Origin of the sequence: Enterobacter sichuanensis, assembly GCF_009036245.1 — a bacterium.
Classification (GTDB): domain Bacteria; phylum Pseudomonadota; class Gammaproteobacteria; order Enterobacterales; family Enterobacteriaceae; genus Enterobacter; species Enterobacter sichuanensis.
Genome location: NZ_CP027986.1, coordinates 2,904,503 through 2,923,208 on the forward strand (window position 1 = coordinate 2,904,503; position 18,706 = coordinate 2,923,208).

The window sequence follows — 18,706 nt, forward strand, 5'->3', positions numbered from 1 at the left end:
CATTGAGGAGTGGATATGTATAACACCTCTGGTGTTCAATCCTATCAGCAGATAGGAGTCGAAAGCGCAGTTATGAATGCCAGTCCACACCAGCTGATTGTCATGTTGTTCGACGGGGCGCATAGCGCCCTTGTCCGCGCGCGTTTGTTCATGGAAGCCGGACAAATTCGTGAAAAAGGCGAAGCGTTATCTAAAGCCATCAACATCATCGACAACGGTTTAAAAGCAGGACTGAACATGGAGGTTGAGAGCGAGTTGTCGGGTAATCTTGCCTCCTTGTACGAATATATGGTTCGACGTTTGTTGCTGGCGAATGTCAGTAACGACGTTGACGCAATTGTTGAAGTCGAGGGTTTATTAAACAACATTGCGGATGCATGGAAGCAAATCGGCCCCAATGCGTCCTCTATTTCAGGATAATTTTGATGAATACTCCCAGCGCAGCGCTTAGCCACTGGCAGGCGTTACATGCTCAGAGCATTGCTATGCTAAATCTTGCACATTCTGGTCAATGGGATGCGCTTATCGAGCAGGAAATGCATTACGTACAACTGGTGGAAAGGATTTCTCAAACGCCCATCATGTCATGCCCTCCGGCTCAGGTTGAGCAAGCGCGTGCGCTGCTGGAAATGATCCTCGAAAATGAGAATGCGCTAAAGGCGTTGCTGAAAGTCCGCATGGACGAGCTGCGCAGCCTGATTGATCAAACCGGTAAACAGCAATCCATCACGTCTACCTATGGAAAGCTGTCAGGGAATATTCTTTATCCAGAAAGTTTGACCCGCGACACACAATTATGATTTCTTCATCCATACTCCAGAAGTCAGCTAACCGGCTTCTGGAGCAAGGATGATGAAAAACCCCACCCTGTTACAATGCTTTCACTGGTATTACCCCGCAGGCGGTGAATTGTGGCGAGAAGTCACGGCATTAGCCCCCAACCTTAACGAAATCGGCATCAACATGATCTGGCTGCCCCCCGCTTATAAAGGCGCGTCCGGGGGTTATTCGGTGGGTTATGATTCGTATGACCTGTTCGATCTTGGCGAGTTTGACCAGAAAGGCAGCGTTGCCACCAAATACGGCGACAAAGCGCAGCTGCTGGAGGCCATCGACGCCCTCAAAAGCAACAACATTGCCGTCCTGCTGGATGTGGTGGTGAATCACAAAATGGGGGCCGACGAAAAAGAGCCTGTTCGCGTTCAGCGCGTGAATGAGCAGGACCGCACGCAAATTGATGACGAAGTCATTGAGTGCGAAGCCTGGACCCGCTACACCTTCCCTGCCCGCGCCGGGCAATATTCGCAGTTCATCTGGGATTACAAATGCTTCAGCGGCGTCGATCATATAGAAAACCCCAATGAAGACGGCATCTTTAAAATCGTCAACGACTACACCGGCGACGGCTGGAACGATCAGGTTGATGATGAGATGGGCAACTTCGATTATCTGATGGGCGAGAATATCGATTTTCGCAATCACGCCGTGACCGAGGAGATCAAATACTGGGCCCGCTGGGTGATGGAACAGACCGGCTGCGACGGTTTTCGTCTGGATGCCGTGAAACACATCCCTGCCTGGTTCTACAAAGAGTGGATTGAACACGTTCAGGAAGTCGCCGCCCAGCCGTTATTTATCGTGGCGGAATACTGGTCCCACGAGGTGGATAAGCTTCAGGCCTATATCGATCAGGTCGAGGGCAAAACCATGCTGTTTGATGCCCCCCTGCAGATGAAATTCCACGAAGCGTCACGTCAGGGGCGGGATTACGACATGAGCCAGATTTTCACCGGCACGCTGGTGGAAGCCGATCCGTTCCATGCGGTGACGCTGGTTGCCAACCATGACACCCAGCCGTTGCAGGCGCTGGAAGCACCGGTCGAGGCCTGGTTTAAACCGCTGGCCTACGCGTTGATCCTGCTGCGGGAAAACGGTGTACCGAGCGTCTTCTATCCCGATCTCTTCGGCGCCAGCTATGACGATACCGGGGGAGACGGTGAAACGTACCATATTGATATGCCAGTGATTGAGCAGCTTCACGAGCTGATCCTCGCTCGCCAGCGTTTTGCCCACGGCGTGCAGACGCTCTTTTTTGACCATCCTAACTGTATCGCCTTCAGCCGCAGCGGCACGGAAGACGATCCCGGCTGTGTGGTGGTGATGTCGAACGGCGACGACGGCGAAAAAGTGATTTGTCTTGGGGAAAACTACGGTAATAAAACCTGGCGTGATTTTCTCGGCAATCGCGAAGAAACGGTCACCACGGCGGCGGACGGCGAAGGGACGTTTACCTGTAAAGGGGGAAGCGTCAGCGTGTGGGTGATTGAGGATGCGTTGTAGAACGGGAAACGTGCGGCCTGATGCCCTCACCCCGTCCCTCTCCCACAGGGAGAGGGCGTAAACACCAAAAACGGCAACGAGGTTGCCGTTTTGCTTTTACCCTTAGGGCAGCTTACTCTCCAGCGGATTTTTGCTCAGGTAATCGGCACACTCCACCGTTGGGCGGTCGACCTTCTGCAGCTCCATGCCGTCGTACTCCAGCACCGAGCCATCACGCTCCAGCGGATAGATATCCAGCTTGCTGGTCACGTTGTAATAGCTGTCTGAACGCAGCATGATTTTACCCGGCACGGCAATCACGCGCTGCCATTGACGGCAGTCCAGCGTATCGCCCTCCTCCGTCACCACTAACGTGGCAATCGCCTCCGGGCTGACCATTTTGCTCTGCGGCCCTTTTGACTGCCAGTATCCCGCCAGATGTGCCGGGACCGGATGCTTAATCACGTCCTGATAGTTATCTACCTGAACGCATCCGGTCAGTGCCAGCAGCGCGCCAGCAATTGCTATTTTTTTCATCATCTTTCCTGCATTCGAAGAAAAAAATATTGTGGCATTAAAGCGCTAAGGCTGCCAGCGAAGATCGCCAGGTCTTAGACCTGCATCCCCATCACCTCTTGATAGGCGGACACCAGCTTGTTACGCACCTGGATCCCCATCTGCAGGGAGACCGAGGCTTTTTGCAAATCGGTCATCACATCGTTTAACGCCACGCCCGGCTCGCCGAGGGTGAACTTCTCGGCCTGGGTGCGCGCGGCGGTCTGGGTATCGCTGATACGGTCAAGCGCGGCGTGCAGTTGCCCGGCAAAGCTAATACCCGGCTGCTGTTCTGCCACATTCTGATTACGGGCCGTCATCGCGGTTGCCTGCAGCTGACTGATAACCCCTTCAATACCCTGAATAGCCATGACTCTCCCCTGGATGGTTTTTTACGCGGTCAAGACTAACAGCTTGTCAATAAGATAATGGCGGTAAATAGCGTTAAAAAACCAGGTTATTTGACGCATAGAAAATCACGAATCATCAAATAATGGCAGGGCCATCAATATGGAACTTTTGTCGTGTTTGCCGACCCGGGAGTCAGTTTTGTTTCTCTACACGAATAACGTAAACCACCAGGATTTAAGAGGTGCGCAATGAGTGCAACAGCATCGACAGCGCCGCAAAATAAATCACTCGAGTGGATGAACCGCCTTCGCGCGAATCCTAAAATCCCGTTGATCGTGGCAGGCGCTGCCGCAATTGCGATCCTTGTAGCGATGGTCCTGTGGGCGAAAAGCCCTGACTACCGGACGCTCTACAGTAACCTTTCCGATCAGGATGGCGGCGCCATCGTCACCCAGTTGACCCAGATGAACATCCCTTATCGCTTCGCCGATAACGGGGGCGCGCTGGAAGTGCCTGCGGATAAGGTACACGAACTCCGTCTGCGTCTGGCTCAGCAGGGGCTGCCGAAAGGCGGCGCGGTGGGCTTTGAGCTGCTGGATCAGGAAAAATTCGGTATCAGCCAGTTCAGCGAGCAGGTAAACTACCAGCGTGCGCTGGAAGGTGAACTGGCCCGCACCATTGAAACCTTAGGCCCGGTGAAGAGTGCCCGTGTGCACCTGGCAATGCCTAAACCCTCCTTATTTGTCCGTGAGCAGAAATCGCCTTCCGCTTCCGTGACCGTGAACCTTGAACCTGGCCGCGCGCTGGACGAAGGGCAAATCAGCGCGGTGACGCATCTCGTCTCCAGCGCCGTCGCCGGTCTGCCGCCGGGTAACGTGACGCTGGTCGACCAGAGTGGCCACCTGCTGACGCAATCCAATACCGCCGGTCGCGATCTGAATGATGCGCAGCTGAAATATGCCGCCGATGTGGAAAGCCGTCTCCAGCGTCGCATCGAAGCGATCCTCGGCCCGGTGGTGGGCAACAGCAACGTGCATGCGCAGGTCACCGCGCAGATCGACTTCTCCAATAAAGAACAGACCGAAGAGCAGTACAGCCCGAACGGCGATGCCTCTCAGGCGGTCATGCGTTCGCGCCAGATCAACTCTAACGAGCAGATTGGCGGTGCTTATCCTGGCGGCGTGCCGGGTGCGCTCTCTAACCAGCCTGCCCCGGCAAACGCGGCGCCGATCTCCACCCCGCCGGCCAATCAGCAGAACGGTCAGCAGAATCAGCAGACAACCTCTACAACCAGTAACGCCGGTCCGCGTACCAGCAGCCGTAACGAAACCACGAACTATGAAGTGGACCGCACGATTCGCCATACCAAACTGAACGTCGGTGATATCCAGCGCCTGTCCGTCGCCGTGGTGGTGAACTACAAAACGCTGCCGAATGGCAAACCGCTGCCGCTGACCGCCGAGCAGATGAAGCAGATCGAAGACCTGACCCGTGAAGCGATGGGTTACTCCGAGAAGCGTGGCGACAGCCTCAACGTGGTGAACTCACCGTTCAACCAGGTTGAAGAGACCGGTGGTGAACTGCCGTTCTGGCAACAGCAGGCGTTTATCGACCAGCTGATGTCCGCAGGTCGCTGGCTGCTGGTGCTGATTGTCGCGTGGCTGCTGTGGCGTAAGGGCGTTCGTCCTCAGCTTCAGCGTCGTGCAGAAGCCGAGAAAGCGGCTCGCGAACAGATGAGCGCGCGTCAGGAAGTGGAAGAAGCGGTTGAAGTTCGTCTCAGCAAAGACGAGCAGATGCAGCAGCGCCGTGCTAACCAGCGCATGGGCGCTGAGGTGATGAGCCAGCGCATTCGCGAAATGTCAGATAACGATCCGCGCGTCGTGGCGCTGGTCATCCGCCAGTGGATGGGTAACGAACATGAGTAATACGCTTACGGGCACCGATAAAAGCGTCATCCTGCTGATGACCATTGGCGAAGATCGCGCGGCAGAGGTGTTTAAGCACCTCTCCCAGCGGGAAGTGCAAATTCTGAGTGCGGCGATGGCCAACGTGCGTCAGATCTCCAACAAACAGCTGACCGAAGTGCTGTCGGAGTTTGAGCAGGAAGCAGAACAGTTTGCCGCTCTCAACGTCAACGCCAACGACTACCTGCGCTCCGTGCTGGTCAAGGCCCTGGGTGAAGAGCGTGCCGCCAGCCTGCTGGAAGATATTCTGGAAACGCGCGATACCGCCAGCGGTATCGAAACGCTTAACTTTATGGAGCCGCAGAGCGCCGCCGACCTTATTCGCGACGAGCACCCGCAGATTATCGCGACCATTCTTGTCCACCTCAAACGTGGCCAGGCAGCCGATATTCTGGCGCTGTTCGAAGAGCGTCTGCGTCACGACGTGATGCTGCGTATCGCGACCTTCGGCGGTGTCCAGCCGGCCGCGCTGGCGGAGCTGACCGAAGTGCTGAACAACCTGCTCGACGGCCAGAACCTCAAGCGCAGCAAAATGGGAGGCGTGAGAACGGCGGCAGAGATCATCAACCTGATGAAAACCCAGCAGGAAGAGGCGGTTATTACCGCGGTTCGCGAATTCGACGGCGAGCTGGCGCAGAAAATCATCGACGAGATGTTCCTGTTCGAAAACCTGGTCGAAGTGGACGACCGCAGCATCCAGCGCCTGCTCCAGGAAGTGGATTCCGAGTCGCTGCTTATCGCCCTCAAAGGTGCCGAGCAGCCGCTGCGCGAGAAGTTCCTGCGCAACATGTCCCAGCGTGCGGCGGATATCCTGCGCGACGACCTTGCCAACCGCGGCCCGGTTCGTCTGTCTCAGGTGGAAAACGAACAGAAAGCTATCCTGCTTATTGTTCGTCGTCTGGCAGAAACCGGCGAGATGGTGATTGGCAGCGGAGACGACACCTATGTCTAATGAGCTGCCGTGGAAGCGCTGGACGCCGGACGATCTGGCCCCTCCCCTCTCCGAGTTCACGCCAGCCGTGATTCAGACCGAGGAGAGTGACCCGGACGTCGAACAGCCCGAGCTGAGTGAAGAAGAACAGCAGGCACAGATGCTGGCTCAGCTGCAAATGCAGGCGCATGAGCAGGGCTATAACGCCGGTCTGAACGAAGGCCGGCAGAAAGGCCACGAGCAGGGATACCAGGAAGGTCTGGCGAAAGGGTTAGAGCACGGCATCGATCAGGCGCGCCAGCAGCAGGCGCCGCTCCATGCCCGTATGCAGCAGCTGGTCAGCGAGTTTCAGCATACGCTGGACGCGCTGGACAGCGTCATTGCCTCGCGCCTGATGCAGATGGCGCTGGAAGCCGCCCGTCAGGTGATCGGCCAGACGCCGGTGGTAGATAACACGGCGCTGATTAAACAAATTCAGGGCCTGCTGCAGCAGGAGCCGCTGTTTAGCGGGAAGCCGCAGCTGCGCGTCCATCCGGACGACCTGCAGCGCGTGGAAGAGAGTCTGGGTGCCACGCTAAGCCTGCACGGCTGGCGCCTGCGCGGTGACCCGACGCTACATCACGGCGGATGTAAAGTCTCTGCCGATGAGGGTGACCTGGATGCCAGCGTCGCCACCCGCTGGCAGGAACTGTGTCGCCTGGCGGCACCGGGAGTCGTCTGATGACCGCACGCCTCACCCGCTGGCTCAATACCCTCGACAACTTTGAGACGAAGATGGCGCAGCTGCCATCTGTTCGTCGTTATGGCCGACTGACCCGCGCCACCGGTCTGGTGCTTGAAGCCACCGGCCTGCAGCTGCCGCTGGGCGCGACCTGTGTGATTGAGCGTCAGGATGGCCAGGAAACGCGTGAAGTGGAAAGCGAAGTGGTCGGATTTAACGGCCAGCGCCTGTTTCTGATGCCGCTTGAAGAGGTGGAAGGCATCCTGCCCGGCGCGCGCGTGTATGCCAAAAACATCACCGGCGATGGACTGCAGAGCGGGAAACAGCTGCCGCTGGGGCCGGCCCTGCTGGGTCGCGTGCTGGATGGCAGCGGCAAACCGCTCGACGGACTGCCCTCCCCGGACACCACCGAAACCGGCGCGTTGATCACCCAACCGTTTAACCCCCTGCAGCGTACCCCTATCGAGCATGTGCTGGATACCGGCGTACGCCCGATTAACGCCCTGCTGACCGTTGGTCGTGGGCAACGTATGGGTCTGTTCGCCGGCTCAGGGGTAGGTAAATCGGTCCTGCTCGGCATGATGGCGCGTTACACCCAGGCCGATGTGATCGTCGTGGGGCTGATCGGCGAGCGTGGTCGTGAAGTAAAAGACTTTATTGAAAACATTCTGGGTGCGGAAGGCCGCGCCCGTTCGGTGGTTATCGCCGCACCGGCGGATGTTTCCCCGCTGCTGCGCATGCAGGGTGCCGCGTACGCCACCCGTATCGCCGAAGATTTCCGCGACCGCGGCAAACACGTGCTGCTGATCATGGACTCCCTGACCCGTTACGCGATGGCGCAGCGTGAAATCGCGCTGGCCATCGGTGAGCCACCGGCCACCAAAGGCTACCCGCCTTCGGTCTTTGCCAAACTCCCTGCCCTGGTTGAGCGTGCAGGGAACGGCATCAGCGGCGGCGGCTCCATCACCGCGTTTTACACGGTGCTGACGGAAGGCGATGACCAGCAGGATCCGATTGCCGACTCCGCGCGCGCGATCCTTGACGGTCATATTGTGCTGTCGCGTCGTCTGGCCGAAGCCGGGCACTATCCGGCCATTGATATTGAGGCTTCTATCAGCCGCGCAATGACGGCGCTGATAACCGAGCAGCACTACGCCCGCGTGCGTAACTTCAAACAACTCCTCTCCAGCTTCCAGCGTAACCGCGATCTGGTGAGCGTGGGGGCGTATGCCAAAGGCAGCGACCCGATGCTCGACAAAGCGATTAACCTGTGGCCGCAGCTGGAGGCATTTTTACAACAAGGCATTTTTGAACGCGCCGACTGGGAAGATTCCATTCAGGCACTGGAGCTAATTTTCCCGCAGGTGTAACACAGGTGGAGGGCGAAGGTCATGGCGCAAAACAGCGCGTTATCAACGCTGAAAGATCTGGCAGAAAAAGAAGTTGATGATGCCGCATTGCAGCTTGGCGCAATGCGACGCGGGTGCCAGCAGGCTGAAGAACAGTTGAAGATGTTAATCGACTATCAGCATGAATATCGCACCAACCTCAATACCGATATGACACAGGGCATTGGCAGCCAGCGCTGGATTAACTATCAGCAGTTTATCCAGACACTGGAGAAGGCGATAGAACAGCATCGCCAGCAGCTGAACCAGTGGACCCAAAAAGTCGATACTGCGCTGAATTTCTGGCGTGAGAAGAAGCAGCGACTGCAGGCCTGGCAGACCTTACAGGACCGGCAGATCGCGGCAACGACCCTGGCGGAAAACCGTCTGGATCAGAAGAAAATGGATGAGTTTGCCCAGCGCGCATCAATGAGGAAACCGGAATGATCACACTGCAACAACTGCTGATGAGCGACAGCGAGCTCGCAGGCGGCACGCAGACAGGAAAAGGCACCGAGGGTGCGCAAGACTTTCTCTCTCTGCTGGCGGGCGCCCTGACGGAGGCAACGGGCAAGGGGAACGATGCGCCGCTGACCCTGGCGGACCTGAAAGCTGCCGGCAGCAAGCTCTCTAAAGTGGCTCAGGACGCCAAAGGGGATACCGCTCTGCAGGCTAAAATTGCCGACCTGCTCGCGCGTCAGCCGACACTGAATGGCGAGGAAGCTATGCCTGTCATCTCGCCTGAAACGTTGGTTTCCGGGCTGGTGCCGGTATCGAAGGGCGATGCCCTGAAAGCGCTCAATGCGGTCAACAGCAAAGATGACGGCAAAAGCGAGCTGAGCGAAGAGGAACTGGCCGGATTAAGCGCGCTGATGGCCATGCTGCCGCACCAGCAGACCCGCACCGTCCAGGCGACAGAGCGTAACGATATTACCGCACCGTCGGCGCTGGGTTCCGCAACGCGTGCCCAAAACGGTGCGACCCAGCCGTTGCTGAACGCGGCGCAGGGCGGCCATGAAAAAGCGCAGATAACGACGCCTTATCAAAGCCAGACGCAGATGACAAACAGCGATCCGGCGCTGCCTGCCAACGCGCCGGCAGCACCGGTTGTGACCGCCAGCGCAGAGAAGCAGGACCTCGCCAGTTCATCCTGCTCGTCGCCGACGGCCACCCTGGCACCGATCGTCTCCAGCCATGCGACCAGCCAGCCTGCCGCTACCGTTGCCACCGCGCCGGTGTTAAGTCAGCCGCTGGGTACCCACGAATGGCAACAATCCCTGAGCCAGCACATCACGCTGTTCACTAAGCAGGGCCAGCAGACCGCGGAACTGCGTCTGCACCCGGAAGATCTGGGTCAGGTGCAAATTTCACTTAAACTGGACGATAACCAGGCGCAGCTGCAGATGGTTTCTGCTCACAGCCATGTCCGTGCGGCACTGGAGGCAGCCCTGCCGGTCCTGCGGACCTCGCTTGCGGAGAACGGCATTCAGCTATCGCAAAGCAGCGTCAGCAGCGAGAGCTTTGCCGGGCAGCAGCATTCCTCCTCCCAGCAGCATCAGGCTTCGCGTTCCGGCAACACCGGCGGTTTTAATGAAGAGAGCGATGAGCTTCTGCCTGTCCCTGCGGCCCTGCAATCCGCCGCGCGCGGTAACGGTGCCGTAGACATCTTCGCCTAAACGCCAGAGGTAGCGTGATTATCCCCGTCTTTTCCACGCTTTGACGACAGCAGGACACGGGATAATCACCTTATTAAGCTGTACCGAAACAGGAAGCTCGTATCAGATGACTGACTCCGCTATCACCAAAAAAAGTAAGCGTTCCATCTGGATCCCGCTGCTGGTGTTGATCACGCTCGCCGCCTGCGCTACCGCGGGCTATAGTTACTGGCGTATGCAGCAGGAACCTTCAACCGCTGCGGCCAAGGCCGAACCTGCACCGCCGCCGGCGCCGGTATTTTTCCCTCTGGACACCTTCACCGTGAATCTCGGTGATGCGGACCGTGTGCTGTATGTCGGTATTACGCTGCGCCTGAAGGATGAAGCCACCCGCGCGCGTCTGAATGATTATCTCCCGGAGGTGCGCAGCCGCCTTCTGCTGCTGTTCTCTCGTCAGGACGCTTCGGCGCTGGCCACCGATGTTGGCAAGCAAAAGCTGGTCGATGCCATTAAACAAACGCTGGCGACCCCGCTGGTAAATGGTCAACCTAAGCAGGAAGTCACTGACGTTCTGTACACAGCTTTCATTCTGCGGTAACGACATGGGCGACAGTATTCTTTCTCAGGCAGAAATCGATGCGCTGCTCAACGGCGACAGCGATAAGAGTGACGATCCGCAACCGGGTATTGGCGGCGATAGCGATATTCGCCCCTATGACCCGAATACCCAGCGTCGCGTGGTACGTGAACGTCTGCAGGCGCTGGAGATCATTAACGAACGTTTTGCACGTCAGTTCCGTATGGGGCTGTTTAACCTGCTGCGTCGTAGCCCGGATATCACGGTCGGTGCGATCCGCATTCAGCCGTATCATGAGTTTGCCCGCAATCTGCCGGTGCCAACCAACCTTAACCTGATTCATCTGAAGCCGCTGCGCGGCACCGGTCTGGTGGTGTTTTCCCCAAGCCTGGTGTTCATCGCGGTGGATAACCTGTTCGGCGGCGACGGGCGTTTCCCGACCAAAGTAGAAGGTCGTGAATTCACCCACACCGAACAGCGCGTCATTAACCGCATGCTGAAGCTGGCGCTGGAGTCTTACAGCGACGCGTGGAAAGCGATCAACCCGCTGGAAGTGGAGTACGTCCGTTCTGAGATGCAGGTGAAATTTACCAATATCACCACCTCCCCGAACGATATCGTCGTGAACACCCCGTTCCACGTGGAGATCGGTAACCTGACCGGTGAGTTCAATATCTGCCTGCCGTTCAGCATGATCGAACCGCTGCGCGAGCTGCTGGTCAACCCGCCGCTGGAGAACTCCCGCAACGAAGACCAGAACTGGCGTGAAAACCTGGTCCGCCAGGTCCAGCATTCACAGCTTGAGCTGGTGGCGAGCTTCGCCGATATCCCGCTGCGGTTATCCCAGATCCTGAAATTACAACCCGGTGATGTTTTGCCGATAGAAAAACCCGACCGCATTATTGCCCATGTGGATGGTGTCCCCGTGCTGACAAGCCAGTACGGCACGATTAACGGTCAGTATGCGTTACGCGTTGAGCACTTGATCAACCCGATTTTGAATTCGCTGAATGAGGAACAGCCCAAATGAGTGACATGAACAATCCGTCCGATGAAAACAGCGGAGCACTGGACGATCTGTGGGCTGACGCGTTAAACGAGCAAAAAGCGACCCCGAGCAAAAGTGCGGCGGATGCCGTCTTCCAGCAGCTTGGCGGCGGTGACGTCAGCGGCACGCTGCAGGACATCGACCTGATTATGGACATCCCGGTTAAGCTGACCGTTGAACTGGGCCGCACCCGGATGACCATTAAAGAGCTGCTGCGCCTGACGCAGGGTTCCGTGGTCGCCCTTGACGGTCTGGCCGGTGAACCGCTGGATATTCTGATCAACGGTTATCTGATTGCCCAGGGTGAGGTAGTGGTGGTTGCCGATAAATACGGCGTACGTATCACCGATATCATTACCCCGTCTGAACGTATGCGTCGTCTGAGCCGTTAAGCATGAAAACCCAGGCAACACTATCGCAACCTTCTGCCGTCCCCGGTTCACCTCTGCTCCAGGTGAGCGGGGCGTTGTTCGGTATTATTGCCTTTATTCTTATCGCCGCCTGGCTGGCGAAGCGCTTTGGTCTGGCGGGTAAAACCGCCGGCACCCGCGGCCTGAAAGTCAGCGCCAGCACCACGCTGGGGCCACGTGAACGCGTGGTCATTGTCGAGGTGGAAGACGCGCGTCTGGTCCTGGGCGTCACGGCCTCCAGCATCAACGTATTACATAAACTGCCGCCCGCCCCTGTTGAGGTGGACGCGCGCGCAGAGGCCCCTGCGGATTTTCAGTCCGTCATGAAGAGTTTGCTTAAGCGTTCCGGGAGATCCTGATGCGCCGTTTGTTATCCCTGACGCTTGCGGGCGTTGGCCTGTTTGCTCCCGCGGTTTATGCGCAACTGCCCGGTCTGGTATCTACCCCGCTCGCGGGCGGTGGCCAAAGCTGGTCACTTCCGGTTCAGACGCTGGTTTTCATCACCTCGCTGACGTTTATTCCGGCCATTCTGCTGATGATGACCAGCTTCACCCGCATCATCATCGTCTTTGGTCTGCTGCGAAACGCGCTGGGCACCCCGTCCGCCCCGCCAAATCAGGTTCTGCTCGGGCTGGCGCTGTTTTTGACCTTTTTCATTATGTCGCCGGTGATCGATAAGATTTATACCGATGCCTACCAGCCGTTTAGCGAAGATAAAATCTCCATGCAGGAGGCGCTGGATAAAGGCGCGCAGCCGCTGCGGGAATTTATGCTGCGCCAGACGCGCGAAGCGGATCTCGCCCTCTTTGCCCGCCTGTCCAATACCGGCGAGCTGCAGGGGCCGGAAGCGGTACCCATGCGTATACTTCTGCCCGCCTATGTCACCAGCGAGCTGAAAACCGCGTTCCAGATTGGCTTTACCATCTTTATTCCGTTCCTGATTATCGATCTGGTGATCGCCAGCGTTCTGATGGCGCTCGGGATGATGATGGTGCCGCCCGCGACCATCGCCCTGCCCTTTAAGATCATGCTCTTTGTGCTGGTCGACGGCTGGCAGCTGCTGGTCAGTTCGCTGGCGCAGAGTTTCTACAGTTAAGGAACGGCAATGACACCCGAATCGGTCATGATGATGGGCACGGAAGCGATGAAAATCGCCATTGCCGTTGCCGCGCCGCTGCTGCTTGTCGCGCTGGTGACAGGTCTGATTATCAGTATTCTTCAGGCCGCCACGCAGATTAACGAAATGACGCTGTCGTTCATTCCGAAAATCATCGCCGTGTTCGTGGCGATTATTGTCGCCGGGCCGTGGATGCTGAACCTGTTGCTGGACTATATGCGCAACCTGTTTACCAACCTGCCGTATATCATCGGCTGATCTGACGATGCTGCACTTCACCAGCGACCAGTGGGTTCAGTGGCTCGGCGTCTATTTCTGGCCGATGCTGCGCATTATGGCGCTGGTCTCCACCGCCCCGATCCTCAGTGAGAAATCGATCCCCAAGCGTGTCAAAGTGGGGCTGGGCATTATCATCTCGATTATCGTCGCCCCATCCCTTCCCCCGGTGGAGATTCCGATTTTCTCGGCGAACGCGGTGTGGGTGGCTCTGCAGCAGGTGATGATTGGCGTTGCCGTCGGCTTTACCATGCAGCTCGCGTTTGCTGCCGTGCGTACCGCGGGAGAGCTGATTGGCCTGCAGATGGGGTTATCGTTCGCCACGTTTGTCGATCCCGGCAGCCATCTCAACATGCCCGTGCTGGCGCGCATTATCGACCTGCTCGCCATGCTGCTGTTTCTGTCGTTCAACGGTCATCTGTGGCTCATCTCCATGCTGGTGGACACCTTCCATACGCTGCCGATTGGGGAAAATCCGGTGAACAGCAATGCGTTTCTGGCGCTGACCCGCGCTGCAGGGCTGATTTTCCTCAACGGGCTGATGCTGGCGCTGCCGATCATCACCCTGCTGCTGACCGTCAACCTGGCGTTAGGTTTACTGAACAGAATGGCGCCGCAGCTTTCGGTGTTTGTCATTGGTTTTCCGCTGACGCTGACGGTCGGGATTTTATTAATGTCATTACTGATGCCACTTATCGCTCCCTTCTGTGAACATTTATTCGGCGAGATATTCAACCTCTTAGCGGATATTGTCAGCGAGCTGCCTCGTAAATAATAGCCCGCACTGTTGCTATTGTCTTTCTGAGGATATTCCTAAAATAAAACCTGAAAAACATCTTCCAGGATATATCTGACGCGGTTTAATTGTTTCTAACCACCTCACAATACTTAATATTTACTTTACTTTAAGAAGATTCCTGGCAAATTATACGTAACTTTACGGGATAGTGAGTCCGCCTGAAAGTCTTTGTCATGCTCACAGGTTTATTATTTTTTTCCATCCCGTATGGCTGTTTTGAGCTCTCAGGCAGATGGTGAATTATCGTTACGCATTGAGTGAGGGTATGCCATGTCAACGATCATTATGGATTTATGCAGCTACACCCGGCTAGGGTTAACCGGGTACCTGGCAAGCAGAGGGGTAAGAAAGAGAGACATCAACGATGCACACACCGTTGAAGAGCTCGCGGCCGCTTGTGACGAACTCAAACCAGGCGTGGTGTTTATTAATGAGGACTGTTTCATTCACGATCCAGCCAACAGTCAGCACATTAAGCAAATCATTAATCAGCATCCAAAAACCCTGTTTATTGTTTTTATGGCGATCGCAAATATCCATTTCGATGAGTATTTGTTGGTCCGTAAAAATTTATTGATCAGTTCTAAATCGATTAAACCCGAGTCGCTGGATGACATTCTGGGTGATTATTTGAATAAAGAAGTTAAAAATGTAGGAGCGGTTAACTTACCCACCCTATCATTAAGCAGGACTGAATCAAGTATGCTGCGAATGTGGATGGCGGGCCAGGGAACTATTCAGATCTCCGACCAGATGAATATTAAAGCTAAAACCGTTTCGTCACACAAAGGAAATATTAAAAGGAAAATTAAAACGCATAATAAGCAAGTGATCTACCACGTGGTACGCCTGACCGATAATGTGACGAACGGGATTTTCGTCAACATGCGTTAGTCGCTTAAGAAAAGACCCTGTGCACCCTACCTTTGATCTCTGGCCTGGCCAGAGATTTTTGCTTTTGTACAGGCGGTCGGGCTCGCGAAGCGCGACCCGACGCCGTGTTAGTCGGCTTTCTCGACAAAAATCCCATCCGGATGCCCCAGTTCGTTAAAAAACCAGATGCCGAGCGGGTAGTCTTCCAGTGAGACCAGGTACATTGTCCCTTCACTAAACTCTTCAATTGCCAGCACCACGCCCGGGCGGCGCGGCCCACCGTCCGTTTTAACGGTGACCCGATCGTTGACCTTCATACATTCCTCCTCTGGTTTTGAGCCAGTGTAGAACAAAACGCAAAAACGCACATCGCTGCCCGGTGTGAATGGCGTTTTTATACACAGGCTATACTTACCGTTGGACCGCGTTGAAGGTTTAATGAGGAGCCCCGTAATGAAGACCGAGAAAGAGTACAGCGACACCATCAAGCGCGAAGTCGAGGTGGATGTCGATGCCCTGCTGGCCGCCATCAATGAGATTAGTGAGTCAGAAGTCCGCCGGACGGACGACAATTCAGACCGGGTCATTGTCAACGGAAGGGACTATCACACCTATCGTGAGCTGGCGGAGGCCTTCGAGCTGGATATTCACGACTTTAGCGTGTCTGAAGCCAATCGGTAGGGCGAAAAAAATCCCGGTCATGGGGATGGCCGGGATCAAAACTTGCTTTTGCAAGAAGCACTTGAAAATTCGTTACACCAGGAAATCTGATGTACATGCCACACTATCCCCAACGAATTTGTCTGACAAGCATATATTCTTATGATGAATATATTATTTTCAGCATTATGCATTTGGTTATGAACAGCAACATACGCCGAATGCGGGTTTGCCAGGATCCGTTCTCATTGTTCCAGTTTTTACCTCGGCTATTTTTTAGGAATTTTCTTAGAAAGCGACACCACCGTACCAGGAGTCTGTATGCCTTCACTGCGGGATACCTTGCTGATTTTTTCCGATCTGGACGGCTCGTTGCTCGATATACATACCTACGAGTGGCAGCCCGCGCTCCCCTGGCTGGACAGGCTGCTGGATAACCAGGTTCCGCTCATTCTCTGTAGCAGCAAAACGGCGGCCGAGATGCTGGATATTCAGCAGGATCTGGGTCTGGAAGGCCTGCCGTTTATTGCCGAGAACGGTGCGGTTATTCAGCCTGACGTGCGGTGGGAAAAGGTGCCGCGTCAGATTAGAGGAATGTCACATCGGGATATTCGCCCGCGGATCGAGCAAATCCGCCTGGAGACGGGCGTTAAGTTCACCACCTTTGACGACGTGGACGATCGCATTATCAGTGAGTGGACCGGCCTGACGCGCTATCGCTCTGCGCTGGCCCGCAGGCAGGAAGCCTCGGTCACGCTCATCTGGCGCGACAGCGACGAGAAAATGGTCCAGTTTGAAGAGGCGCTGGCGCGTAGCGGTCTGCAATGTCTGCAGGGGGCGCGGTTCTGGCATATTCTTGACGTCCGCTGTGGTAAAGACGTGGCGGTTAACTGGCTGATTGAGCAGTACCGTGAGCAGGAAGCGATCGAACCCACGACGCTGGGACTCGGTGATGGCCCCAATGATGCGCCGCTGCTGGACAGCATGGATTACGCGGTAGTGATTAAAGGCATTAACCGTCAGGGCATCACGCTACGGGACGATAACCCCGTGCGGGTTTATCACACCCAACAGCCCGGTCCGGCGGGCTGGCATGAGGGGCTGGATCATTTCCTCTCCTGATCCCGCCAGACAACGCGGTTACGCCCGGTCTGTTTAGCCAGATATAAGCGGGCGTCCGCCACGGACTGCAATTGTTCAAAATCGTAATTCCCCTTTTCATCCGCGCTGCTGACCCCCAGCGAGGCGCTGATGCGCAGGGTCGTGCTCTTCTTCACCAGAATCTCCTTGCTGTTGATGCGGCAACGAATACGCTCCGCAATCCCTCTCGCCTCCTCAAGGCTAATCCCCGGCAGGGCGACACAAAACTCTTCCCCGCCGACACGCCCTGCGACATCGTTTTTGCGTAACCCGGTGGCAATCAGCCCCGCCGTATGGGACAGCACCTTATCACCGGCCTGATGGCCGAAACGGTCGTTGATGCTTTTAAAATGGTCAAGATCGATCTGAATCACCGAGAAGGGCAGCGACTGCTGGCGACAGGTTTCCGCCAGCATTTTCGCGCGGTCGAACAGCGCGCCGCGATTATTCAGCCGGGTAAGCGGGTCATGCCAGGCCTGCCACTGGAGCGAATGCTGAAGCGTATACATGTTGCTCACCATCCGACGGATCACCAGCCACGAGATCAATAGCATGGCGGTAAACAGCGCCCACAGCAGCGCCAGCACAATACTGATGCTGCCGAAGTCGTCCTGCACCCCTTCATGCAGGGTGTGGATCCGCAGAACGACGCCATCGAAGTGATCGAGCCGCTCCCAGCTAATAAAACGGCTTCCGAGGCGGATGCCACCGCCGGTATCATGTTCAATCGCCTGGGCAATCTGCGCCGTTTCGCGTTCGTCAAAGTGGTTAACCGGGTTACCCGCATGGGCAGAGGAGGCAATCAAATTGAGCCGGGTGTCGTACAGCTGATACTCCCCTTCCGTTCTGTCTTCCGTCGCGTCAGCCAGCAGGCGTTGCATCGTGCCCAATGTGAAATCCATCGCCACCACGCCATACCAGTAATGATCAAAATAGATGGGGACGCTGGCGGTGATCGCGCGTTCATCGCCGGTCCATGCGGAGGGCGTGGAGATAAACCAGCGCACCGCGCGTGCGCGGTTGTTGCGTTCTGACTGCTCGGTGAACCAGGCTTGCGTGACCAGATGGTAATAGCGGGAGGTAATGTCACCCGCCTGCTCCGGCGTGTCGGTAGAGAGATAAAACCCGGCGCGGGAGACGTAGTTCACCCGCGATTCTGTCTGCGCTCTCGATGAGGCCAGCCGGAGCAGATACCCCACTTCCAGCGCGGCAGAAATTTCATTGCTGATGCGCTCCGCGTCGCGGTTGAGAAGCGTCGTTTTTTCGACGAACGCATCGGACACCCCGTTTATCGGCAGGGTGCGTTTTTTATCCACGGCAAGCTGCCAGGTGGGGAGTACGCGCAGAGTATTGAAGCGTGACACCGCACTCTGTAAAGCGTCAAAGGCCAGCGGCGTCTGGATGGCATCGCGCATGCCCTGGCGGAACAACAGCATCCTGTCCACGCTGTTCTGTAGCTGTCTGTCCAGCGAACTGGCCACCGTATCCAGATGGTTACGCTGGCTGGAGACGTACGCGTCTTCCAGGACCACCACTTCGCGCCAGGTCAGGAGGGTGGAAAACACCAGAACAACAATAAAACAGAGATTAACAATCAGCCCCGGATTGCTACGTTTATGCAGCCATTGCAAAAAAGATTGTCTCACAACAAAGGTATCGCGCTGCACACACACTCCCTGATCACTGCCCTACACCCTGAGATAAAAACGCCCGGCAAAGCCGGGCGTTACGTGATTAAGCCTTGTCCCGCTTGTGCTGTCCGTCACCCGGCTGAAGCTCATCTTCACGGAATGCTTCCCGCTTGATGCCGTAGCCATCATGCCACCGACATTCCACCATTCCGCTGGAATACCCGGTCACAATCATACGTGGACCGCCCTTCTTCGGCTTAACTTCATCACTGACCAAAAAGACCATACCTG

The 18,706-nt window shown here is 56.2% G+C and carries 23 protein-coding genes and 1 pseudogene; 19 read left to right on the top strand and 5 right to left on the bottom strand.

The features are described from left to right. Positions 1–15 precede the first annotated feature (15 nt). The 3 genes from fliS to amyA are packed head-to-tail and all read left to right on the top strand — an operon-like array spanning position 16 to position 2,340. The gene (fliS, locus tag C1N69_RS14035) at positions 16–420 is read left to right on the top strand and encodes a flagellar export chaperone FliS (protein WP_045285398.1); all 405 of its coding nucleotides are present in this window, start codon (positions 16–18) and stop codon (positions 418–420) included. Positions 421–425: 5 nt separating this feature from the next. Further along, positions 426–800 carry a flagella biosynthesis regulatory protein FliT gene (gene fliT, locus C1N69_RS14040; RefSeq protein WP_045285399.1) on the top strand — a complete coding sequence of 125 codons (375 nt, stop codon included), beginning with the start codon at positions 426–428 and terminating at the stop codon, positions 798–800. A gap of 52 nt (positions 801–852) precedes the next feature. Continuing rightward, on the top strand, positions 853–2,340 hold the full coding sequence (gene amyA, locus C1N69_RS14045) for an alpha-amylase (RefSeq protein WP_094919083.1): 1,488 nt from the start codon (positions 853–855) through the stop codon (positions 2,338–2,340). Positions 2,341–2,442: 102 nt separating this feature from the next. Here amyA and yedD read toward each other — a convergent pair whose 3' ends face one another. Further along, complete coding sequence (yedD, locus tag C1N69_RS14050) at positions 2,443–2,856, bottom strand: lipoprotein YedD (RefSeq protein ID WP_014832473.1); 414 nt, start codon at positions 2,854–2,856, stop codon at positions 2,443–2,445. 74 nt (positions 2,857–2,930) lie between these two features. After that, entirely contained in the window at positions 2,931–3,245 is a 315-nt protein-coding gene (gene fliE / locus C1N69_RS14055) for a flagellar hook-basal body complex protein FliE (protein ID WP_025759462.1), read from the bottom strand. A 228-nt stretch (positions 3,246–3,473) separates the two neighbouring features. Here fliE and fliF point away from each other — a divergent pair, with 228 nt between their 5' ends. The 14 genes and pseudogenes from fliF to rcsA all read left to right on the top strand — a co-directional run bounded on the left by fliF (position 3,474) and on the right by rcsA (position 15,005). Then, positions 3,474–5,150, top strand: a complete 1,677-nt coding sequence (fliF, locus tag C1N69_RS14060; RefSeq protein WP_155031393.1) for a flagellar basal-body MS-ring/collar protein FliF — start codon at positions 3,474–3,476, stop codon at positions 5,148–5,150. Continuing rightward, positions 5,143–6,141: a flagellar motor switch protein FliG gene (gene fliG, locus C1N69_RS14065; protein ID WP_008500327.1), complete on the top strand. Its 999-nt coding sequence runs from the start codon at positions 5,143–5,145 to the stop codon at positions 6,139–6,141. Before fliF ends, fliG begins: the two co-directional genes overlap by 8 nt. Continuing rightward, positions 6,134–6,841 (top strand): flagellar assembly protein FliH, encoded by a 708-nt coding sequence (fliH, locus tag C1N69_RS14070; RefSeq protein WP_025759464.1) that lies wholly within the window; start codon positions 6,134–6,136, stop codon positions 6,839–6,841. Before fliG ends, fliH begins: the two co-directional genes overlap by 8 nt. After that, positions 6,841–8,211, top strand: coding sequence for a flagellar protein export ATPase FliI (gene fliI / locus C1N69_RS14075; RefSeq protein WP_045285403.1), 1,371 nt, complete (start codon positions 6,841–6,843; stop codon positions 8,209–8,211). The genes fliH and fliI overlap by 1 nt, the downstream gene beginning before the upstream one ends. A gap of 21 nt (positions 8,212–8,232) precedes the next feature. Beyond that, entirely contained in the window at positions 8,233–8,676 is a 444-nt protein-coding gene (gene fliJ / locus C1N69_RS14080; protein ID WP_014170734.1) for a flagellar export protein FliJ, read from the top strand. Then, positions 8,673–9,905, top strand: coding sequence for a flagellar hook length control protein FliK (gene fliK / locus C1N69_RS14085; protein ID WP_155031394.1), 1,233 nt, complete (start codon positions 8,673–8,675; stop codon positions 9,903–9,905). The genes fliJ and fliK overlap by 4 nt, the downstream gene beginning before the upstream one ends. Before the next feature lie 106 nt (positions 9,906–10,011). Beyond that, positions 10,012–10,482, top strand: coding sequence for a flagellar basal body-associated protein FliL (gene fliL / locus C1N69_RS14090; protein WP_021241388.1), 471 nt, complete (start codon positions 10,012–10,014; stop codon positions 10,480–10,482). A gap of 4 nt (positions 10,483–10,486) precedes the next feature. Next, positions 10,487–11,491 carry a flagellar motor switch protein FliM gene (fliM, locus tag C1N69_RS14095; protein ID WP_008500320.1) on the top strand — a complete coding sequence of 335 codons (1,005 nt, stop codon included), beginning with the start codon at positions 10,487–10,489 and terminating at the stop codon, positions 11,489–11,491. Continuing rightward, positions 11,488–11,901, top strand: a complete 414-nt coding sequence (gene fliN, locus C1N69_RS14100; protein ID WP_025759467.1) for a flagellar motor switch protein FliN — start codon at positions 11,488–11,490, stop codon at positions 11,899–11,901. The genes fliM and fliN overlap by 4 nt, the downstream gene beginning before the upstream one ends. A 2-nt stretch (positions 11,902–11,903) precedes the next feature. Continuing rightward, complete coding sequence (fliO, locus tag C1N69_RS14105; protein ID WP_025759468.1) at positions 11,904–12,278, top strand: flagellar biosynthetic protein FliO; 375 nt, start codon at positions 11,904–11,906, stop codon at positions 12,276–12,278. Further along, complete coding sequence (gene fliP / locus C1N69_RS14110) at positions 12,278–13,015, top strand: flagellar type III secretion system pore protein FliP (protein ID WP_008500316.1); 738 nt, start codon at positions 12,278–12,280, stop codon at positions 13,013–13,015. Before fliO ends, fliP begins: the two co-directional genes overlap by 1 nt. Positions 13,016–13,024: 9 nt before the next feature. Then, entirely contained in the window at positions 13,025–13,294 is a 270-nt protein-coding gene (gene fliQ, locus C1N69_RS14115) for a flagellar biosynthesis protein FliQ (RefSeq protein ID WP_008500315.1), read from the top strand. A gap of 7 nt (positions 13,295–13,301) precedes the next feature. After that, a pseudogene (fliR, locus tag C1N69_RS14120) lies at positions 13,302–14,094 on the top strand (flagellar biosynthetic protein FliR); the annotation flags it as partial. A gap of 287 nt (positions 14,095–14,381) precedes the next feature. Further along, entirely contained in the window at positions 14,382–15,005 is a 624-nt protein-coding gene (rcsA, locus tag C1N69_RS14125; protein ID WP_013097740.1) for a transcriptional regulator RcsA, read from the top strand. 107 nt (positions 15,006–15,112) lie between these two features. Here the strand turns inward: rcsA and dsrB are convergent, their stop codons facing one another. Next, complete coding sequence (gene dsrB / locus C1N69_RS22825) at positions 15,113–15,301, bottom strand: protein DsrB (RefSeq protein WP_008500312.1); 189 nt, start codon at positions 15,299–15,301, stop codon at positions 15,113–15,115. 136 nt (positions 15,302–15,437) lie between these two features. Between dsrB and yodD the strand changes: the two genes are divergently transcribed. Beyond that, positions 15,438–15,665 carry a YodD family peroxide/acid resistance protein gene (yodD, locus tag C1N69_RS14135; protein ID WP_155031396.1) on the top strand — a complete coding sequence of 76 codons (228 nt, stop codon included), beginning with the start codon at positions 15,438–15,440 and terminating at the stop codon, positions 15,663–15,665. A gap of 300 nt (positions 15,666–15,965) precedes the next feature. Next, positions 15,966–16,766: a mannosyl-3-phosphoglycerate phosphatase-related protein gene (locus tag C1N69_RS14140; RefSeq protein ID WP_155031397.1), complete on the top strand. Its 801-nt coding sequence runs from the start codon at positions 15,966–15,968 to the stop codon at positions 16,764–16,766. Here C1N69_RS14140 and dgcQ read toward each other — a convergent pair. Together dgcQ and C1N69_RS14150 are read right to left on the bottom strand one after the other, a co-directional pair. Continuing rightward, a complete protein-coding gene (gene dgcQ, locus C1N69_RS14145) occupies positions 16,751–18,451 on the bottom strand; it encodes a cellulose biosynthesis regulator diguanylate cyclase DgcQ (RefSeq protein ID WP_155031398.1) in 1,701 nt (566 codons plus the stop codon). The two genes, C1N69_RS14140 and dgcQ, sit on opposite strands and share 16 nt — an antisense overlap. Positions 18,452–18,518: 67 nt before the next feature. Further along, positions 18,519–18,701, bottom strand: a complete 183-nt coding sequence (locus tag C1N69_RS14150; RefSeq protein WP_025759475.1) for a YodC family protein — start codon at positions 18,699–18,701, stop codon at positions 18,519–18,521. Between the last annotated feature and the right edge of the window lie 5 nt (positions 18,702–18,706).